At 60.4% G+C, this 17,993-nt stretch carries 18 protein-coding genes; 7 read left to right on the top strand and 11 right to left on the bottom strand.

What is annotated here, in order from left to right; translation table 11 throughout:
• Positions 1-129 precede the first annotated feature (129 nt).
• The 6 genes from K5K95_RS20815 (at position 130) to K5K95_RS20790 (ending at position 4,716) form a co-directional block, all read left to right on the top strand.
• Entirely contained in the window at positions 130-981 is an 852-nt protein-coding gene (locus tag K5K95_RS20815; protein ID WP_222585872.1) for a 3-hydroxybutyryl-CoA dehydrogenase, read from the top strand.
• Positions 968-1,573, top strand: a complete 606-nt coding sequence (locus K5K95_RS20810; RefSeq protein WP_222585871.1) for a TetR/AcrR family transcriptional regulator — start codon at positions 968-970, stop codon at positions 1,571-1,573. The genes K5K95_RS20815 and K5K95_RS20810 overlap by 14 nt, the downstream gene beginning before the upstream one ends.
• 330 nt (positions 1,574-1,903) lie before the next feature.
• Positions 1,904-2,695 (top strand): HipA family kinase, encoded by a 792-nt coding sequence (locus tag K5K95_RS20805; protein ID WP_222585870.1) that lies wholly within the window; start codon positions 1,904-1,906, stop codon positions 2,693-2,695.
• Between the two features lie 4 nt (positions 2,696-2,699).
• A complete protein-coding gene (locus tag K5K95_RS20800) occupies positions 2,700-3,584 on the top strand; it encodes a hypothetical protein (RefSeq protein ID WP_222585869.1) in 885 nt (294 codons plus the stop codon).
• A 168-nt stretch (positions 3,585-3,752) separates the two neighbouring features.
• Positions 3,753-4,166: a VOC family protein gene (locus K5K95_RS20795; RefSeq protein ID WP_222585868.1), complete on the top strand. Its 414-nt coding sequence runs from the start codon at positions 3,753-3,755 to the stop codon at positions 4,164-4,166.
• A 121-nt stretch (positions 4,167-4,287) separates the two neighbouring features.
• Positions 4,288-4,716: a hypothetical protein gene (locus tag K5K95_RS20790; RefSeq protein WP_222585867.1), complete on the top strand. Its 429-nt coding sequence runs from the start codon at positions 4,288-4,290 to the stop codon at positions 4,714-4,716.
• Between the two features lie 9 nt (positions 4,717-4,725).
• Here K5K95_RS20790 and K5K95_RS20785 read toward each other — a convergent pair whose 3' ends face one another.
• The 11 genes from K5K95_RS20785 to K5K95_RS20735 form a co-directional block, all read right to left on the bottom strand.
• Entirely contained in the window at positions 4,726-5,952 is a 1,227-nt protein-coding gene (locus tag K5K95_RS20785) for an RtcB family protein (RefSeq protein ID WP_222585866.1), read from the bottom strand.
• Between the two features lie 51 nt (positions 5,953-6,003).
• Positions 6,004-8,748 (bottom strand): cystathionine beta-lyase, encoded by a 2,745-nt coding sequence (gene metC, locus K5K95_RS20780; RefSeq protein ID WP_222585865.1) that lies wholly within the window; start codon positions 8,746-8,748, stop codon positions 6,004-6,006.
• Between the two features lie 23 nt (positions 8,749-8,771).
• Positions 8,772-9,428 carry a glutathione S-transferase N-terminal domain-containing protein gene (locus K5K95_RS20775; RefSeq protein ID WP_222585864.1) on the bottom strand — a complete coding sequence of 219 codons (657 nt, stop codon included), beginning with the start codon at positions 9,426-9,428 and terminating at the stop codon, positions 8,772-8,774.
• Positions 9,425-10,021, bottom strand: coding sequence for a cysteine dioxygenase (locus K5K95_RS20770; RefSeq protein ID WP_222585863.1), 597 nt, complete (start codon positions 10,019-10,021; stop codon positions 9,425-9,427). The genes K5K95_RS20775 and K5K95_RS20770 overlap by 4 nt, the downstream gene beginning before the upstream one ends.
• A 17-nt stretch (positions 10,022-10,038) precedes the next feature.
• Positions 10,039-10,875 carry an amino acid ABC transporter ATP-binding protein gene (locus K5K95_RS20765; RefSeq protein ID WP_222585862.1) on the bottom strand — a complete coding sequence of 279 codons (837 nt, stop codon included), beginning with the start codon at positions 10,873-10,875 and terminating at the stop codon, positions 10,039-10,041.
• Complete coding sequence (locus K5K95_RS20760) at positions 10,862-11,650, bottom strand: amino acid ABC transporter permease (protein ID WP_222585861.1); 789 nt, start codon at positions 11,648-11,650, stop codon at positions 10,862-10,864. Before K5K95_RS20760 ends, K5K95_RS20765 begins: the two co-directional genes overlap by 14 nt.
• Complete coding sequence (locus K5K95_RS20755) at positions 11,640-12,374, bottom strand: amino acid ABC transporter permease (RefSeq protein WP_222585860.1); 735 nt, start codon at positions 12,372-12,374, stop codon at positions 11,640-11,642. The genes K5K95_RS20760 and K5K95_RS20755 overlap by 11 nt, the downstream gene beginning before the upstream one ends.
• Entirely contained in the window at positions 12,371-13,582 is a 1,212-nt protein-coding gene (locus K5K95_RS20750) for an aminotransferase class I/II-fold pyridoxal phosphate-dependent enzyme (protein WP_222585859.1), read from the bottom strand. Before K5K95_RS20750 ends, K5K95_RS20755 begins: the two co-directional genes overlap by 4 nt.
• Positions 13,579-15,003 (bottom strand): FAD-binding oxidoreductase, encoded by a 1,425-nt coding sequence (locus tag K5K95_RS20745; RefSeq protein ID WP_222585858.1) that lies wholly within the window; start codon positions 15,001-15,003, stop codon positions 13,579-13,581. Before K5K95_RS20745 ends, K5K95_RS20750 begins: the two co-directional genes overlap by 4 nt.
• Positions 15,000-15,845, bottom strand: coding sequence for a transporter substrate-binding domain-containing protein (locus K5K95_RS20740; RefSeq protein ID WP_222585857.1), 846 nt, complete (start codon positions 15,843-15,845; stop codon positions 15,000-15,002). Before K5K95_RS20740 ends, K5K95_RS20745 begins: the two co-directional genes overlap by 4 nt.
• A 71-nt stretch (positions 15,846-15,916) precedes the next feature.
• On the bottom strand, positions 15,917-16,759 hold the full coding sequence (locus tag K5K95_RS20735; RefSeq protein WP_222585856.1) for a transporter substrate-binding domain-containing protein: 843 nt from the start codon (positions 16,757-16,759) through the stop codon (positions 15,917-15,919).
• A gap of 253 nt (positions 16,760-17,012) precedes the next feature.
• Between K5K95_RS20735 and K5K95_RS20730 the strand changes: the two genes are divergently transcribed.
• On the top strand, positions 17,013-17,873 hold the full coding sequence (locus K5K95_RS20730; protein WP_222585855.1) for a LysR substrate-binding domain-containing protein: 861 nt from the start codon (positions 17,013-17,015) through the stop codon (positions 17,871-17,873).
• Positions 17,874-17,993: the final 120 nt, after the last annotated feature.

The following is a 17,993-nucleotide window of genomic DNA, read 5'->3' as shown; positions in this document are numbered from 1 at the left end:
ACACCAGTACCGTTGAACAGTTGCGGCATAGGACAACTGCCCCGCCGGTTCTAGACTCGCGGCCAATAGTACGCCTTCGGCCACCCAGTCGGCCAAGGTATCGCGGGGTTTGACCGGAAGGACGCAAAGATGAATCTGCAAAACATTGGTGTGATCGGTGCGGGCACCATGGGCAACGGCATTGCGCAAGTCTGCGCCCTGGCTGGCTTCAACGTGACCTTGATCGACATCGCCGAGAGCGCCTTGCAAAAGGCCCTGGCGACCGTCGGCAAAAACCTTGACCGGCAAGTGGCCAAGGAAACCCTGACCGAAGCGCAGAAGCTCGACGCCCTCGCCAGGATCCGCACCAGCACCGATTACAGCAGCCTGCAGAACGCGCAGATGGTAATTGAAGCCGCCACCGAGAACCTCGACCTGAAACTGCGCGTGCTGCAACAGATCGCCGCGCAGGTCAGCGCCGAGTGCGTGATCGCCTCCAACACCTCGTCGCTGTCCATCACGCAACTGGCCGCCAGCGTCAGCCAGCCTGAGCGCTTTATCGGCCTGCACTTCTTCAACCCGGTGCCGGTGATGGGCCTGATCGAAGTGATCCGTGGCCTGCAAACCAGCGACGCCACCCACGCGCTAGCGCTGGACATGGCCACCACCCTCGGCAAGACCGCGATCACCGCCGGCAACCGTCCGGGTTTCGTGGTCAACCGGATTCTGGTGCCGATGATCAACGAAGCGATTCTGGTGTTTCAGGAAGGTTTGGCCAGCGCTGAAGACATCGACGCCGGCATGCGCCTGGGTTGCAACCAGCCGATCGGCCCGCTGGCCTTGGCGGACCTGATCGGCCTGGACACCGTGCTGGCGATTCTCGAAGCCTTCTACGACGGCTTCAACGACAGCAAATACCGCCCGGCCCCGCTGCTCAAGGAAATGGTCGCCGCCGGCTACCTGGGACGCAAGACAGGACGTGGCTTCCATGCCTATGCCTGAGCGTTGCTCACGCTTCGCCGAGTACCGGGACAAGGTGCTGGAGTTGTTCGCCAGCAAGGGTTTCGGTCAGGTCGGCATGCGTGAACTGGCCACCTGCCTGGGGCTGTCCCCGGGCTCGTTGTATCACCATTACCCGAGCAAACAGCACTTGCTGCTCGACCTGATCGAAGAGTTCTATGAAGAACTGTTGTCGACCCTTGGGCGTATCGATCAAAAGGCCTCGGCCAAACGCGACAAACTGCCCAACCTGATCCGTGCGCATTTGAACCTGCACCGGGAAATGCCTTGGCATTTTCGTCTGGCGGAACGTGACAGCGGCTGCCTCAACGAAGAACAGCAGGCGCGCGTGCGGCTGTTGCGCGAGCAATACGAGCGCACGTTGCTGAAGATGCTTGGCGTCCGTTCGCGCCTCGGCGAACAGGGTTTGATGGCCACCGGGCACGCCATTGCCAACCTGCTCAACAGCGCGCCCGGCTGGCTGGCCCAGCATCCGCTGGAGGACGCGCAGCGTGATGAGCTGCTGGAAAACCTGGTGAGTGGCGCCGTTGAGCGCCTGCTGCGTCCATCCTGCGCCCCGCGGGCGGTAGCCTGAGGACCGGGTGTCACTTCAGTGGCAGCACATGCACTCCGGTTAGCCGCCGCATCACTGCCCGATTTCATATGCGCCCATATCGTCGTGGATGGTCAACCGAGTTGAAATTGTGACTTCAAGTGACCGTACATTGCCATTCGACTTAACCTGCTACATCCTCTATTTAAGCCTCAAAGCCGTGAGAGAACTCCATTCCCTGTCGCGACAACTGACGGACTTGCCCAAGACAATCCTCTCCTCCACTGCCGGCAAAAGCCGACCATCAGGGGATTTACTTAAAAATGAACGTCGCGGATCAACAGTCAGGCGACAAAGGAAGTGTAGAAAAGGATGTCGATCTCAAATCTGGAAGTCCTGGACATTCCGCTTGGACTTTTCCTACAGGGAGCCCCCGTCGATGATCCGGACATCAAGGGCCAGCACCCGCTGTTCTACGGGACAGTTACTGGACTTAAAGGATACAGACGCGATCTTCACGCCTACGTAAAATTCCTTCCGGCAGAGCGCTTGTTCGCAGAAACGATGAGCGCCACAATCGGGCGGTTTTTTGGCCTCCCAATTCCCCTCACCGCGCTAGTCATCGCAAGAGGCGAGTCACTCGGACGAGGACCCGGCAAGTGCATTGCCCTCGCCAGCATCGACACAAACGCTATTCCTGTCAGTCGTGCTATCAAATTCGACAAAGTCTCGCACCTCCTGAACAAATGGTCTCATCTTCACGCTGCAATCGTATTTGACGAGCTCGTCGCCAATACGGATAGGAATCTGCGGAACTTGCTTGTCGGAGCCGACGGTGCAATCTGGTTGATTGATCATGAAGAAGCTTTGGCTTCGCCCGTGTCCGAGGCCGGAAAAAACATCCAGAATCGCTTGCTGCAAATGGTCATCGGTGAGGTCACAGTTTTCGAGCGTCACCTGTCAGCCAAAAAGCTCAAGAACACCTCTGCCCCCATATACGACGCAGATTTCCAAAAATATGCTGCAGCTAGCCAGCCAGAGTATTGTCAGGTATCGATTGCGCAGGTTGACCGGGTGGTGGAATTCCTTGAGTCCCGAGTCCAACATATGGGCGTGCTATTGGATAGCGCGCTTGGTGTAAAACAAAACAGTTTGGCGATCTAACACGATGCTTCCAGATTTTTCCGACTTCCCAAGTTTTCCAGAGTATGAGGCCGATTGGGCTCCCATTTACCTTGAGCCCATCGTTCAATCGGGAGAACGCCTGACAATAGCGGTTGTTGCGAAATCGAGCACTGGCGTTGACGGTTGCCTGGCAATTAGTGACAAGGCATTAAAATGCCTGTACGGAGCATCTGCTGCAGGAATGCAGAAAATGATGGAATTGGCACTTAGCAGAGCGCTGGAGTTCGCAGAGGCTGGCTTTGAAGGTAGTTTTTCAGCAGGTATCCACGGGATATCTGTTGGGAAAACCCGAAAGGGTCTAGGTGTGAACATGAAGCATATTCTTCGGCAGGCATGCAGCCTCACATCAAGCCTCTCCTCAGTTCATTCCGACGCTATTGAAGAAGAAGATGCTGAAGACGATCCGATCGTTTACGAACAGAATCTTGGTCAGCTTCGCTCCGACATACAAGAGCGTGTCCTTGGAAAATTGCCTGGGCTGCGAGACCGTTTCAACCTTCCGCTTCACACTCAAGCGATGCAGGGGGCCCGAGGCAATCTATTTTTTTCCGGGAACAAAATGGTCGCTAGCCTGGCAAAAATAAAACCATCCAAACAGATCAGCCGGCATGTAGATGGCGCTAAAAGTCGCTTGTGGGATCTGCACTTTGTAAAACACAAAATGGCCGATGCACCCCAAAACAAATGCACCCTTTTCATCTGGACGCCAAAGTCACTTGACCGATTCGATCGAGCGCTAATCACCGAATATGAGCAAAGTCTTGAAGATCTTCAGCGCCAAAGCTTAGAGGATGGCATTGAGCCCCAAGTGTTTTTTGGAGCAGAGGAAGCCGCCGAAGCAATCATCGACTACGAGCGCGCCGCTTAATCAACAACCCCAAAATCACGACGCATCGATCAAGCAATAAGCCCCGTCCCTTCAATAGAAAAAACGTCTAAACAAACTCGGCACAATCCCGTCTCTAAGGCTTTGCTACTTGGAGTCAATTGATAGGCCAGAGGGAGTCTCCAGGTCCCTCGGTCAACGGGAGCAAACATGAAAATCAATCCCTACCTCATCTTCAACGGCGACTGCAAAGCCGCCTTCACGTTCTATGAGCAAGCCCTGCAAGGCCGGATCGAAATGATGATGACCTTCGGCGAAAGCCCGGCTCGCGAGCAGTTTCCTGCCGACCTGCATAATCTGATCATTCATACCCGCCTGGCAGTAGGTGATCAGGCGATCATGGGATCGGACACCACCCCGGATCGTCCGACGGATGATATGAGCGGTTGTTCGATTTCGTTGAATGTCGACAGCGTTGCCGAGGCCGAGCGTGTTTTTGGTGCGTTGTCGGAGGACGGCAAGGTGCAGATGCCGCTGGACAAGACCTTCTGGGCTGAGCGCTTCGGGATGCTGGTGGACCGGTTTGGTGTGTCGTGGATGGTGAATTGCGAAAAGGATCAGTGACGTTTCAAGACATTGAAAAAGCCCAACCTGAAAGGGTTGGGCTTTCTGGAAACTCCCGGACCGTCTGCTACCGTCAACAAGGCAGCCCGCGTTGCAGCGGACACTTCGGAGGAGTTTCACCATGCCTGCACATGACGCCCCTTGGTCCACCCGTCTCAAACTGTCCCTGTTGGCGGGTGGACTCACCGCCGCCCTGCTCGCACTGAGTGGTTGCGCCACTGTCGATGCGCAGACCACTGCGTATGTGGGCGTCGAGCATCCTGCGCCGACGCTGCCCAGCGAGGTCGTGGTGTTGCGCACCGAGCCGCTGCGTCCGCATGTCCGGTTAGGTGAAGTGCTGATCGATGCGAGTGTCGACCCTGCCCCGCCGATTACCAAAGTCGAAGAAAAACTGCGGGACGAGGCGGCCAAGCTCGGGGGCGATGCCGTGGTGGTGGTCTATGACCATATCCAGCCGGTGGGTGCCTATGTCAGCGGGCCGCTGTGGGCGCGCGATGTCGAAACCATCGAGGGGCGCAAGCTCAAGGGGATCGTGATCAAGTACCGCTAATGACTGCGTTCAGCCCTTCACACACACCACTTGCCGCAAGGTGTGCAGCACTTCCACGAGCTCGCGCTGGGCGTGCATGACGTGGTCGATGTCTTTGTAGGCCATCGGTATTTCATCGATGACGGCGGCGTCCTTGCGGCATTCGACGTGGGCAGTGGCGCGGATCTGGTCCTGGACGGTGAACAGGCTTTTCGCTTTGGTGCGGCTCATGACGCGGCCGGCACCGTGGCTGCAGGAGCAAAACGACTCTTCATTGCCGAGGCCGCGGACGATGAAGCTTTTGGCGCCCATTGATCCCGGGATGATCCCCAGCTCGCCCTTTTGCGCTGACACCGCGCCCTTGCGGGTGACCAGAATGTCCTGGCCGAAGTGCCGCTCTTTTTGCACGTAGTTGTGGTGGCAGTTCACCGCTTCCAGGGCAACGTCGAAGGGTTTGCTGATCACTTTGCGTGTTGCCTGAATCACCGCCTGCATCATCAATGCGCGGTTCTGTTTGGCGAAGTCCTGGGCCCAGTTCACGGCTTCGACGTAGTCATCAAAATGCCGGCTGCCTTCCTTGAAATAGGCCAGGTCGCGGTCCGGCAGGTTGGCGATGTGCTGACGCATGTCGGCCTGGGCCAGTTGAATGAACAGGTTGCCGATGGCGTTGCCGACCCCGCGTGAGCCGCTGTGCAGCATGAACCAGACCCGGTTGGTTTCGTCCAGGCACACTTCGATGAAGTGGTTGCCGCTGCCCAGTGTCCCCAGGTGAACACGGTTGTTGGTGCTGGCGAGTTTCGGGTATTTGTCGGTGATCGCCTTGAACCGTGAATGCAACGCCGTCCAAGCGTGATCAGCCTGTTTGGGAACGCTGTCCCAGGCGCCTTTGTCGCGGATGCCACGGCCCATCGTGCGGCCATGGGGCACGGCTTTTTCGATGGCGCAGCGCAAGCCATGCAGGTTGTCCGGCAAATCGGCAGCCGTCAGCGATGTGCGCGCAGCGATCATGCCGCAGCCGATGTCGACCCCGACGGCGGCCGGAATGATCGCGCCCACCGTAGGGATGACACTGCCGATGGTCGAGCCCTTGCCCAGGTGGACGTCGGGCATCACCGCCAGGTGCTTGAAGATGAACGGCATCTTCGCGGTGTTGATCAACTGCTGCCGGGCTTCGTGTTCCACCGGGACGCCTTCGGTCCAGAGCTTGATCGGTTTGCCGTTGGCGACTTCCAGCAGTTGATAGGTCGGGGCTTGCATGATTCGCTACTGTCTATTGGCCGGTGGAGCCTGAACGGCCCCTTGAAGTCCTCATAGTAACGCAGCGAATCCACGCTGAAGATCCTCAATCAGCGCCTCGACATCCTCAAGCCCGATATGCAACCGCAGCACCGGGTTCAAGGCGCGATCCACCGCACTGTTGCGGTCTGTGGTATCGGCGACGGTGATCAGGCTTTCGTAACCTCCCCAGGACGCGCCCAATCCAAACACCTGCAACGCATCGATGAAGCGCTCGACATTGGCCGGGGCAGACTCGCGCAATTCAAAGGACAGCAAACCATTGCTGCCCTTGAAGTCCCGCTGCCACAGCGCGTGCCCCGGATGATCGGGCAAGGCCGGATGGAACACCCGTTTCACCTGCGGTTGCGCTTGCAGCCAATGGGCGATTTCCAGGGCTTGGCGTTCATGCACGTCCAGGCGTGGCGCCAGTGTTCGGGCGCCGCGCAGCACCAGATAGGCATCGTCGGGGCTGACGGCCGTACCAAAAGTGTCGCTCATGGTCGCCAGCGGCTGCCAGACATCTTCCCGGGTGCAGACGCTGCCCATCACCACATCGCTGTGGCCACACAGGTATTTGGTCAACGCCATGATCGAGATGTCCGCGCCGAGGGCCAGCGGTCGATACAGGTAACCCGAACCCCAGGTGTTGTCGACGGCCAGCAGGATGCCACGCGGTTTGCACAGGGCTGCGATGGCCGGCAAGTCGCAGAGTTCATACAGCAAGGACCCCGGGACTTCGGTGTAGACCATTTTCGTATTGGCTTGCAGCTGCGCCGGCAGGTCGCTGCCGTCAGGGGCGAAATAGCTGACCTGAATGCCGAACGGCTGAAGAAAATCGCGGGCCAGGCGCCGTACAGGCGCGTAGACCGCGTCGGTGATCAACACATGATCGCCGGGCCGCAGGTACGCCAGGAACGTCTGCGCGACCGCCGCCAGCCCGGTGCCGAACAGGCGCGTGCGATAGCCTCCCTCCAGTTCGGTGACCAGGTCTTCGAGGGCGAATGCCGTCGGATTGCCCCGGGCGCCGTAGCTGAGCACTCGTTCGCTATCACGGCGAGCACGGGCGTCGCGCATTTGCGCCAGGTTGTCGAACAGCACCGTGCTTAAACGGGTGACCGGCACGTTGACCGCGCGACCACCGTTGCCCGGTTCGGTACGCGCCGAATGGACCAGGCGCGTGCGGATCCGCGCATCCTTGGCGATCTGGGGATGCAGCGGCTTGAGGCTGGCGATTTCGTCTTTGCTCATCTGCGCCAGCAAACCGATTTCCCACGCCAGATACTGGCGTGCCGCATCCTTGTTACCGGCGTGTCGATCATGGGTGAAGAACAGGAAATCGATGCACTGCTCATCGGCAGGCTTGGCCGGATTTTCCTGCACCGCGAAACCTGCGGCACGCCAGGCATCGAGTCCGCCTTCGAGCAACCGGACTGGCTGATTTTCCGGCAGATCCTGTGCCGCGAAAGCAGCCAGCAATGGATCATCGGCCAGCAACACCAAAGGTCGCTGCTCACCGGCCACTTCCTTCGCCAACAGCGAGCGGATCGACCAGCGCGACCCGGCAATATGGCCCTTGCGATAGGTCATGCTCGGGCGCAGGTCGATCAGCGCAACCGCGTCATCCTTCAGCGCATCGGCCAGCGCCCGTGCAGAGATCGTCGGCAACACGTTCGCAGCGCTGACCTCGACCGAAGGCAACGCCAGACCACTGCTCACGCCGCCCTCCAGCACATACGCTTCGTGCCCCAACTGCCGCAGCCAGCTGGCGACAATCGGCGCCCGCACGCCATCGCTGTCGATCAACACCAACCGTGCCCGGCGCACACCGACATACAGATCGGTGGACTGAATCAACTGTCCGCCCGGCGTGTGTTGTGCGCCCGGCAGACTGCCCGCGGCAAACTCTTCAGCGGTGCGCACATCGCACAAAAACAGGCTGCGACCGGCTTCCCCGGCCCATTGCTCGACCCGAGCCGCCGCAACGGTCTTCACACCGGTCCGAGCCGCCAGTTGCGCAGCCGCCAGGCGCTGGTCCGGCAACGGGCCAGAACTGACTTCGTCGGCATAGCGTCGAGTGCTGCCGTGCTCCAGCTGCAAATCGGCCAGATACCAGCCCTGAGTGCCGTTCTCCAAGGCGTAAACCGGGTTTTTCAACCCCAGATTGATCAGCGTCTGGGCCCCGATAATGCTGCGGGTGCGACCGGCGCAATTGACCACAATCGGCGTGGTGTCGTCCGGCACCAAGTCATGGATGCGATAACCCAGTTCGCCGTTCGGGCAGCAGACCGAACCGGGAATGGTCATCTTGCGGTATTCCTCGAACGGCCGACCGTCCAGCACCACCAAAGGCTCTCCCCGGGTTTGCCATTCGGCCAGTTGTTGTGCGGTGACATGCGGCGTGTGACTGGCCTCTTCGACCAATTCACCAAACGCCTTCGACGGCACATGCACGCCGGCAAACAGCTGCAACCCGGCGGCCTGCCAGCCATCGGCACCGCCCTCAAGCACGTGCACGCGGCCATACCCCAACGCGTGAAGACGCTGGGCAGAACGTGCGGCGATCTCACCACCGTCCTGGTCATAAATCACCAGCCGCACCTGAGGATTGGGCGCCAGACGCCGAACCTCCAGCTCCAGTCGGCTGTAGGGCAGGTTCACCCCGAAAAACAGATGGGCTTCGCCATATTGTCCGTGCTCACGCACATCAAACAGGGCGATTTCCTGCCCGTCGAACAGCCATTGCTGCAGTTGCCCTGGGGTTACGGTCTGGCTCATGGAAGTCCCGCTTGAAAAAAGAATTATTGAAGTGCCAGGGAGCGCTCGTTGGCCGCGACTTCCCGGCCCTTCGCGTAAGCACGCTGAACCGCCGGGCGCGCCTTGAGGCGCTCGCGCCAGGCATGGATCTGCGCAAAGTCGGCCAGGTCCTGGCCCTGACGCAGAGGCTGAATCCACGGAAAGATCGCCATGTCGGCGATCGAGTATTCGCCTGCCACATACGGCACCTCGGCCAAGCGCGTTTCCAGCACCCGGTAAAGACGCGTCGCCTCGGCATTGAGCAAGTCCAGGGCAAACGGAATCGGCGCCGGGGCCTTCTCCTTGAACAGCTGCAACTGGCTCAGGTACGGGGTGATATGCCCGACCTGCCAGAACAGCCACTCCTGGACTTTCTGCCGCTCGAGACTGCCGGCCGGCGGCAGAAAACGCCCCGCCTTGTCGGCCAGGTAATTGAGGATCGCGCCGGACTCGAACAGGCTCAGCGGTTCGCCCAAACCCGTCGGGGCATGGTCGACAATCGCCGGAATCCGTCCATTGGCACTGATGCGCTGGAACGCCGCCTGCTTCTGCTCGCCCTGACGAATGTTGACCGGCAGCACGCGGTACTCAAGCCCGAGCTCCTCGAGCAAGATGCCGATTTTCAAACCATTGCCGGTCGGCCAGTAATACAGATCGATCATGCGTAAGCCTTGATCGACGGGGCCATTTGCGAAGCGTTGTAATTGAGAATGCGCCCGTCGGCCTCGACGCCGTAACGACCGTTGAGCGACTCCAGCGGCAGACCGTAGAGATGGAAATGCAAGGTCGCTTGCTCGCCTTCGACGCGAATGCCATGCAGGTCTTCACCGAGAAACGAGATCGAGGTGCCGGGTTGCACGATCACTTGTTTTTCCAGGTGCAAGGTAGTGAAACCCGGCTCGCGACCTTCGTCGTCACGGCGGTAGACGTAATTGATTTCCTGGCCTTCGACGGCGCTGATGATTGCCCAGGTTTCATGGTTGTGCGGGATCGTGCTTTTACCCGGCAACAGCGAGTTCAGGTACAGCGTTGGCGTGTCGCCGTCGTCGTTGAGGCGGTAGCGAAATGCGGTGCTGCCCTGCCCAGGCACTGGCGCGGGGAACTCGTCGAAATTGAACAGATCACGGCGCTCGGCCAGGGCTTCGAGCAGGGCAACGATTTCGCCCAGCGCGGCGCGGTCGACGCCACGTTGATTGATGACTCGGATTTTCTTCAGGAAATCCTCGATGACAGCGGCACGGTTAACGTTACTCATGAACAGGCTCCTCGGGATTAAACGGACAGGCTGTAGCGACTCAGGTTGCTCAACAGGTACGGATCGTTGGCGATGGCGGGACGACGTCCCGGATCACCCAATGCATGGCGCAGGAATTCCTGGGTGCGCTCACTGCCCGGGTGCTGGAAAATCTGTGCGGCGCTGCCGTGCTCGACGATCACGCCGTTTTCGGTGAAGTAGACGATGTCGCTGATCTCTTCGGCGAAACGCATCTCGTGGGTGACCAGCACGCACGTCATGCCCTCTTCGGTCAGCTCGCGAATCACCGTCAGCACCTCGCCGACGGTTTCCGGGTCGAGGGCCGAGGTCACTTCATCGAACAGGATCAGCTCCGGGCGCATGGCCAGTGCACGGGCAATCGCCACCCGCTGCTGCTGCCCACCGGAGAGTTGCCCCGGATAGGCGTCGGCCTTGTGCTCCATGCGCACTTTGGCCAGCAAGGCGCGCGCTTCTTTTTCCGCATCGATCCGGCTGCGCCCCAAGACCTTGCGCGGCGCAATCACCAGGTTCTCCAGCACCGACAAATGCGGGAACAGGTTGTACTGCTGGAACACGAAGCCCACGCGCTTGCGCAACGCGATGCGCTGGGCTTCCTGGGCCAGGGTGTGAACCTGGGTGGTGCCGACGCGGATGGTGCCGCGCTGTGGCTGCAACAGGCCGGTGATGCAGCGCAGGATGGTTGATTTACCGGAGCCCGACGGGCCGATGATTGACACCGCCTGGCCGCGATGGACGTCGAGATCGATGCCCTTCAGCACCGGGTTGCTGGCGAACGAGAGGTGCAGGTCGCGCAGGCTGACCAGCGGCTCGGCGACGGTTTCAGTAGAAGGCATAACGTCGCTCCAGGTGTTGGGTGAGTCGGGAAATCGGGTAGCAATAAGCGAAGAACAGCACCAGCAGGCTCAGGTAAATCACCACGGTGAAACCGGTCATGTTCACGGTGTTGCTGGCGATTTGCGCGGTGTCGATCACGTCATGCACGCCCACCAGAGACGCCAGTGCAGTGCCCATGGTGATGACCGCGTAGAGGTTCATCCACGGCGGCAACATGCGCTTGAAGCACTGCGGCAGGATGATCGAGCGGAAGATCTGTCCGCGGGTAAACGCCAGCGAACGGGCGGCTTCCCATTGAGTGCTCGGGATCGAAGCAATGGCGCCCCGGAAGATTTCCGCGACGTTGGCGCTCGCCGGCAACGCCAGGCCAATCGTCACCTTGACCCAGTCCGGAAACGAGACATACGCGCTGCCGATATGGATCTCGAAAGGGAACACATAGGTGGTGAAGTAGATCAGCACCAGCCACGGTGCATTGCGGAAGATTTGCACCCAGAGCCGCGCCGGCAAGCGCAACAGCCGCAGTGGCGATAATGCCAACGCACCCACCAGCAATCCCAGCAGCGAACCCAGGCCGATGGCGACCAGGCTGATCAGAATGTTCTGGCCGAAGCCTGTGGCCAGGGCCGGCGACCATTGCCACAAGGCCTTGAGCACTGGACTTTGCGGGGCGTAATACACCAGCCAAAACACGACGCAAGCCAACACCAGCAATTTGCCGACATGCCGGCGCGGCCAGGCCAACGGCGCATCGACGGACGATTCAATGGCCATAGCCGGGCATCCTCAGGCGCGCTTCCAGGTAGCGCCCCACGCAATTGACGATAAAACTCAGCAGACCGAAAAAGCTCAGGATCAGGATCATCAGCTCCAGCACGTTATCGCTCTGGGTCCAGATCATGATCGCCGCGTAGGTGATATCGCCGACGGCAATGGCCGAGGCCACCGCCGTCATCTTCACCAGGTCGATCAGGTTGTTGATCAGCGATGGCAAGGCGAAGCGCAGGGCCAGCGGCAGTTGCACATTCCATAACAACTGACGGCTGCTGAACGCCAGCGAACTGGCCGCCTCAAGCGTCACCGTCGGCACCGCGTCAATCCCCGCACGCAAGGCTTCGGCATGAAATGCGCCCTTGTGCAGCGAAATCACGATCACCACCCAGGCGAACGGTGTCAGCGGATTGGCCGCGCCGACGGCCTGGGTCAGCAGCATGTTCAGCACCAGGAACGCGCAATACAGCTGCACCAGCGTCGGCGTGTTGCGGGTGACCTCGACAAATACCCGAGCCGGTTTTGCCAGCCAAGGATTGCCCGACGTCAGCATCGCCGCCAATCCGACACCGGCCAGCAGGCTGCCGACGATGGTGAACAGGCACAGCAACGCCGTGGTCAACGCGCCCTGCTCCAGGGTTCCGCGTTGGTAGGCATCCAGCAGAAAGCTGTAATTCAAGCCGAACCCGGCGGTCCAGTGGACGAACACTTGCAGCCAATGACTCATGCTTCGCCTCGCAACTGTGTGCAGGCCCGGGCAATGCGTCGCCCGGCTTCGGCGACGCTGTCGGTCGCCGTGGCGATGGACAGGCGAAACCACGGCGACAAACCATAAGCACTGCCCGCCACACCGGCCACGCCCTCTTCCAGCAAATACGCCACCACATCAGCGTCGCTGTTCAGGCATGCGCCGTCGGGACGATATCGCCCCAGCAAACCGGCGCAGCGCACAAACACAAAGAAACCGCCCTGGGGTTCGAGCACTTCAAGACCGTCGACATCGCGCAAGGCGCTGACCAGTAAATCCCGACGCAGCTGATAAGCCGCGACCTGTTCCGGCAAGAAATCCAGTCCACCCTCGAAGGCTGCCAACGCGGCGGCTTGGCCCACAGAAGAAGCCCCCGAGGTGGATTGCGATTGCACGACGGCCATGGCGTTGGTCAACTCCTGCGGCCCGGCACCAAAACCGATGCGCCACCCGGTCATGGCGTAAGTCTTCGACACACCGCCCACCAACAGGCAGCGCGGCTGCAGGTCCGGCGCGACATTGAGCAGGCTCTGCGGCGGCTGACCGTCAAAGCGAATGTGTTCGTAGAGCTCATCCAGCAGGATCATCACTTGAGGATGACGGCGCAGGACCTCGGCGATGTCCTGCAACTCGGCCGCGCTGTACACCGCGCCGCTGGGATTGCCGGGACCGTTGAGGATCAGCCAGCGCGTGCGCTCGCCAATGTGTTGCGCCAACTGTCCTGCGGTGAGCTTGCAGCCCTGCGCCAACCCGCATTCGATAAACACCGGCTCGCCACCGTTGAACCGCACGCTGTCCGGAAAGGATGGCCAGTACGGCGTCGGCACCAGCACTTGGTCGCCGTCGTCGAGGGTCGCAGCAAACGCGTTGAAGATGATCTGTTTGGCACCATTGGCAATCACGATGGAGGCCAGTGGATAGTCCAGCCGGTTTTCCTGCTGGAGCTTGCGTTGCACCGCCAGCCGTAAAGCCTTCACGCCGGGCGTCGGGGTGTATTTGGTGGCACCGGCAGCGATAGCAGCATAGGCGGCTTGCTTGATGTGTTCGGGGGTGTCGAAATCCGGCTCGCCGGTGGTCAGGTCGAGAATGTCGCGACCCGCCTCACGCAATTCGGTGGCCCGGGATTTGGCGGCGGCATTGGCCGACAGCGAGACGCGTTGCACGCGTTTTGAAAGGCTGATCGTCATGACTGAAGCACCTCCACGACCTTGCCTGGATTGAGCAGGTTTTTCGGGTCCAGCGCCTGCTTGATGCGCCGCATCAAGTCGAGCTCCACCGGACTTTTGTAGCGCTGCAGCATCCCCAGTTTGCGTTGGCCGATGCCGTGCTCGGCGCTGATCGAACCGCCATGGGCGTGGGCGCTGTCGTGGACCAGCAGACTGAGCGCGGCGTAATGAGCCATGTGCGCATCGGCCGTTGAATCCAGTGGATGAGCAACGTTGTAGTGCAGGTTTCCATCGCCCAGATGGCCGAAAGTGAAGTGGCGAACGCCCGGAAAATGCGCCTGCAACAGCGCATCGGTGTGGGCGACAAACGCCACGATCTGGGAAATCGGCACCGAGATGTCGTGCTTCATGTTGCGCCCGGCGCGCTTCTGCGCCTCGCTCATGTTTTCGCGCAGCAACCACAGCGCTTCGCTCTGCGCGAGGCTTTCGGCAATCAGTGCATTGGCCAGCAAACCGTTTTCGAACGCCTCGCCGAGGACGGCTTCAAAGGCTTCGCGAGCATGGCTTTCACTGTGGTTATCCGAAAGTTCCAGCAAGGCGAACCAGGGTTGGCTGACGCCGAGAAAAGGTTGGGGGCCCTCGGGAAATTGCTCACGCAACAACGCCAGGCAATCGGCGCTGAGCAATTCGAACGCCGTCAGGCTGGCACCAAAACCGGCGCGGGCATGGGAGAGGAACTGCACCGCCTGGACCAACGAGTCGAAGGCCAATAGCGCCGTGACCTGCGCCTTGGGCAGCGGGAACAGTTTCAGGGTCGCGGCGGTGATAATCCCGAGGGTGCCTTCGCTGCCGATAAACAGGTCGCGCAGGTCGTAACCGGTGTTGTCCTTGCGCAAACCGCGCAAGCCATTCCAGATTTCGCCCTCGGCGGTCACCACTTCCAGGCCCAGCGTCAGCTCGCGGGTATTGCCATAACGCAACACCGCCGTGCCGCCCGCGTTGGTGCCGAGATTGCCGCCGATGGTGCAACTGCCTTCGGCACCAAGGCTCAGCGGGAACAGGCGACCGGCCTCGCGGACGACGCCCTGAATCGTTTGCAGGATGCAGCCGGCCTCGACGGTCAGGGTGTCGTTGTCGGTGTCCACCGCACGCACTCGATTCAGACGATCGAGCAACAGCAGGACCGCACGGCCACTGGCGTCCGGGGTGGCGCCGCCCATCAAACCGGTGTTGCCGCCCTGCACCACCACCGGCGTATCGGCGGCCACACAGGCACGGACCACGGCGGCGACTTCCTCGGTATTGGCCGGGTGCACGGCAGCAACCACTTGCCCGACGTAACGGCCCTGTTTGTCGGTCAGGTATGGCGCCGCCTCCTCGCTGCTCTGCACATGGCGGGCGCCGAGCAGTTGCTGCAACACCTCGAACAACGGCCGACTCATGGTTGCGATGCCAGCGGCGCGGCGTTGCGGTATTGCTCGTGCAGATCACGCAAGGCCTGGGATGGTGCCATGCCGGTGCGCTCGCCGAGTTCGATCAGCCAGCCACTGCGGTGCCAGTCGCGCACGATGGCATCCAGTTTTGCCTGGGTATCGTGCTCGCCTTTGCGCACCCAGATCACCGAGTTGGACGGGATCAAATCCCCCGGCAGCGGGATCTCGTACCCGGCCCACTCGGCATCGCTCAACAACGCATGCATGGTCGGACTGACATGCACCGCTGCCACGCAACCGTTGCCGCGCAATGACAACAGCGATTCGGACTGACTGCGGAATGCCTTGATTTCGGCGCCGTAGGTTTCCTGCAAGGGCTTGATGAAATTACTGCCCTGGGACACGCACACCGGTTTGCCTTTGAGGTCGGCCCATTGGGTGATGCCGGCACCTTTGCGAATCAACGCCGCGCCGCCCACTTCCTCATAAGGCGTGGGCACGTAATCGAGAATTTCCGCGCGATCTTCGGTGAACTGCATGTTGGCGATCAGGATGTCGACTTTGCCTTGCTGCAAGAACTGCACGCGGTTGGGCGCCAGCACCGAGACGGTCTTGGCCTCGACACCCAGCGCCTTGGCCACGCCCTTGGCCAGTTCGACGTTGTAGCCCTGGTGTTCGCCGGTCTTCGGGTCGATGGTGCCGAACGGCGGACCGCTGAGAATCACCCCGACGCTGATGGCGTGGCGTTGCTCGATCTTGTCCAGCGTCGCGTCGGCCTGGGCGAGACTGGCGCCAAATGCGACAGCGCCTGCAAGGCACAGCGTGGTCATGGCTTTAAAGTGACGATTCATGCACGGTTACCTTGCACGACCGTCGCGCAAAACGACGGCCTGTTGGATAAGAGAAAGAGGAAGAAACGCGATCAGGCGCCGCTGCCCTGAAACTTCTTTTGCAGCTCGACCAGCGCCGGTGAAGCAGGCGTGATGTGGTTGCGGGTCTGGGCCTGGATCAACCAACCGCTGCGATGCAGCTCCTTGACGATCGGATCGAGCCTGGCCTGGGTGTCGCTTTCACCGGGGCGGGTCCAGATCACTGACGGTGCGGGATTGAGTTCCGGCGTGATCGCACGATAGCCCTGCCATTCGGCGGTATCGGCGAGCAACGGATTGATCAGCGTGGCGTCATGCACCGCCGCAACGCAGTTGTTACCGCGCAGGGCCAGCAAGGATTCCGAAGAGCTCTTGAACGCCTTGATCTCAGCGCCGAACTCGGTGAGCGGCTTGACGTAGCTGCTGCCCTGGGAGGTGCAGACCGGTTGGCCTTTGAGGTCTTCCCAGCGGGTGATCTTGCTGTCTTTGAGCACCGCTGCGGTGCCGCCGACGCGATAGAACGGCGTCGGAACGAAACCGAGGATCTCGCCACGTTCGGTGGTCCATTCCATGTTGGCAATCAGCAAATCGACTTTGCCCTGCTGCAGAAATTGCACGCGGTTGGCCGGCAGTACCGGCACCAGTTGCACCTCGGCGCCCAATTGCCGTCCCAGTTCCTGGGCGAGGTCGACGTTCAAACCGCGCGGCTTCTGGGTCGCAGGATCGATCCCGCCAAAGGGACCGCCGGACAGCATCACGCCGACCACCAACACATGGCGCTGCTCGATCTTGTCCAGCGTCGCATCCGCATGGGCGCCAGCACTGGCTGCCAATGAAATCAGGGCGCCCAACATCACGGGCAACAATCGTTTAACAGGCGTGCGCTTGAGCAACATGGGCTTCTCCTAATGGTTGATCGGAGTACCCCGACCTGATGTGAGGGCATCCTAGGTACAGCGTGGGTTGAACGGAAATTCAAATATCTAATATCGTTATAACTGGTGAGCTGACGACCTAAACTGAAGCCTCGAAAAACCCTTTATTTGCTGAACTTAAAGGGTCAAGCATCAAGACAGCCATCAGAAAAACATAAAGACTTGTGATGTTTATGTTTACACTCTTGATATAAAAACCGCCCTGGTAATAGCCATGCCGACGCTGCCCACACTAGATCTCGAATTGCTGCGCACCTTCATTGCCGTGGTGGATCACCACAGTTTTGCCGAGGCCGGCGCCCAACTGGCCCGCACGCAATCGTCGGTCACCCAACACATGCAACGCCTGGAACAGCTCGTCGGCGTGAGCCTGTTCGAAAAACGCGGGCGGCAAAAACAACTCACCGATGCCGGCTTGCAGTTGCTGCGTCATGCACGGCAAATGCTCTCGCTCAACGACGAGGCCCTGAACTCCCTGCGTGAAAGCAGCTTGAGCGGCGTGTTGCGCATCGGCTCGCCCCATGACATCGCCGACACCATCCTGCCGCCGATCCTCAGCCACATCGCTCGCTCGGCACCGCGCCTGCGCCTGGAGATTGATGTCGGCCGCAGTCCGTTCCTGATGGAAGACCTGCACCGGGGCAAGATCGACATGGTGATTTCCACCCGTGAAGACCCCAACCTCGAAGGCTTTGCCCTGCGCACCTCGCCGGTGTGGTGGATCTGTTCTGCGCAATACATTCACAACCCCGGCGAACCCTTGCCGTTGATTCTGGTGGACGAGCCGAGCATCTATCGCCGCTATGCGCTGGACGCCCTGGAACGCGCGAACATTCCCTGGCGCCAGGCCTACCTGGCCTCGAACCTGATCGGCATCAAGGCTGCGACACGTGCCGGGCTCGGCGTCACCGCCCGCAGCATGGAAATGCTCGGCCCGGACATGCGCGTATTGGGTGAAACAGACGGATTGCCACGGCTGCCGGACGTGACCTATCACTTGTGGATTCGCCCCAACACGGTGAACCCGCTGGTGCGTCGCGCCTATGAGTTGATCAGAAGCAGCCGGGGGCTCTGACCGAGTTAGCGCACGAGGGGTCGGCCAAGGCCGCCAGTACCGCTAAATCGAGATGCAGAACCTGTGGGAGCGTGGCTTGCCCGCGAAGAACGATGACGCGTAATACCTGAAAACCGCGGT

The sequence above is a fragment of the Pseudomonas sp. DR48 genome (assembly GCF_019823085.1).
Lineage (GTDB): Bacteria > Pseudomonadota > Gammaproteobacteria > Pseudomonadales > Pseudomonadaceae > Aquipseudomonas.
Note: the sequence above shows the minus strand (reverse complement) of the source record. Positions and strands in the feature narration are given on the sequence as shown.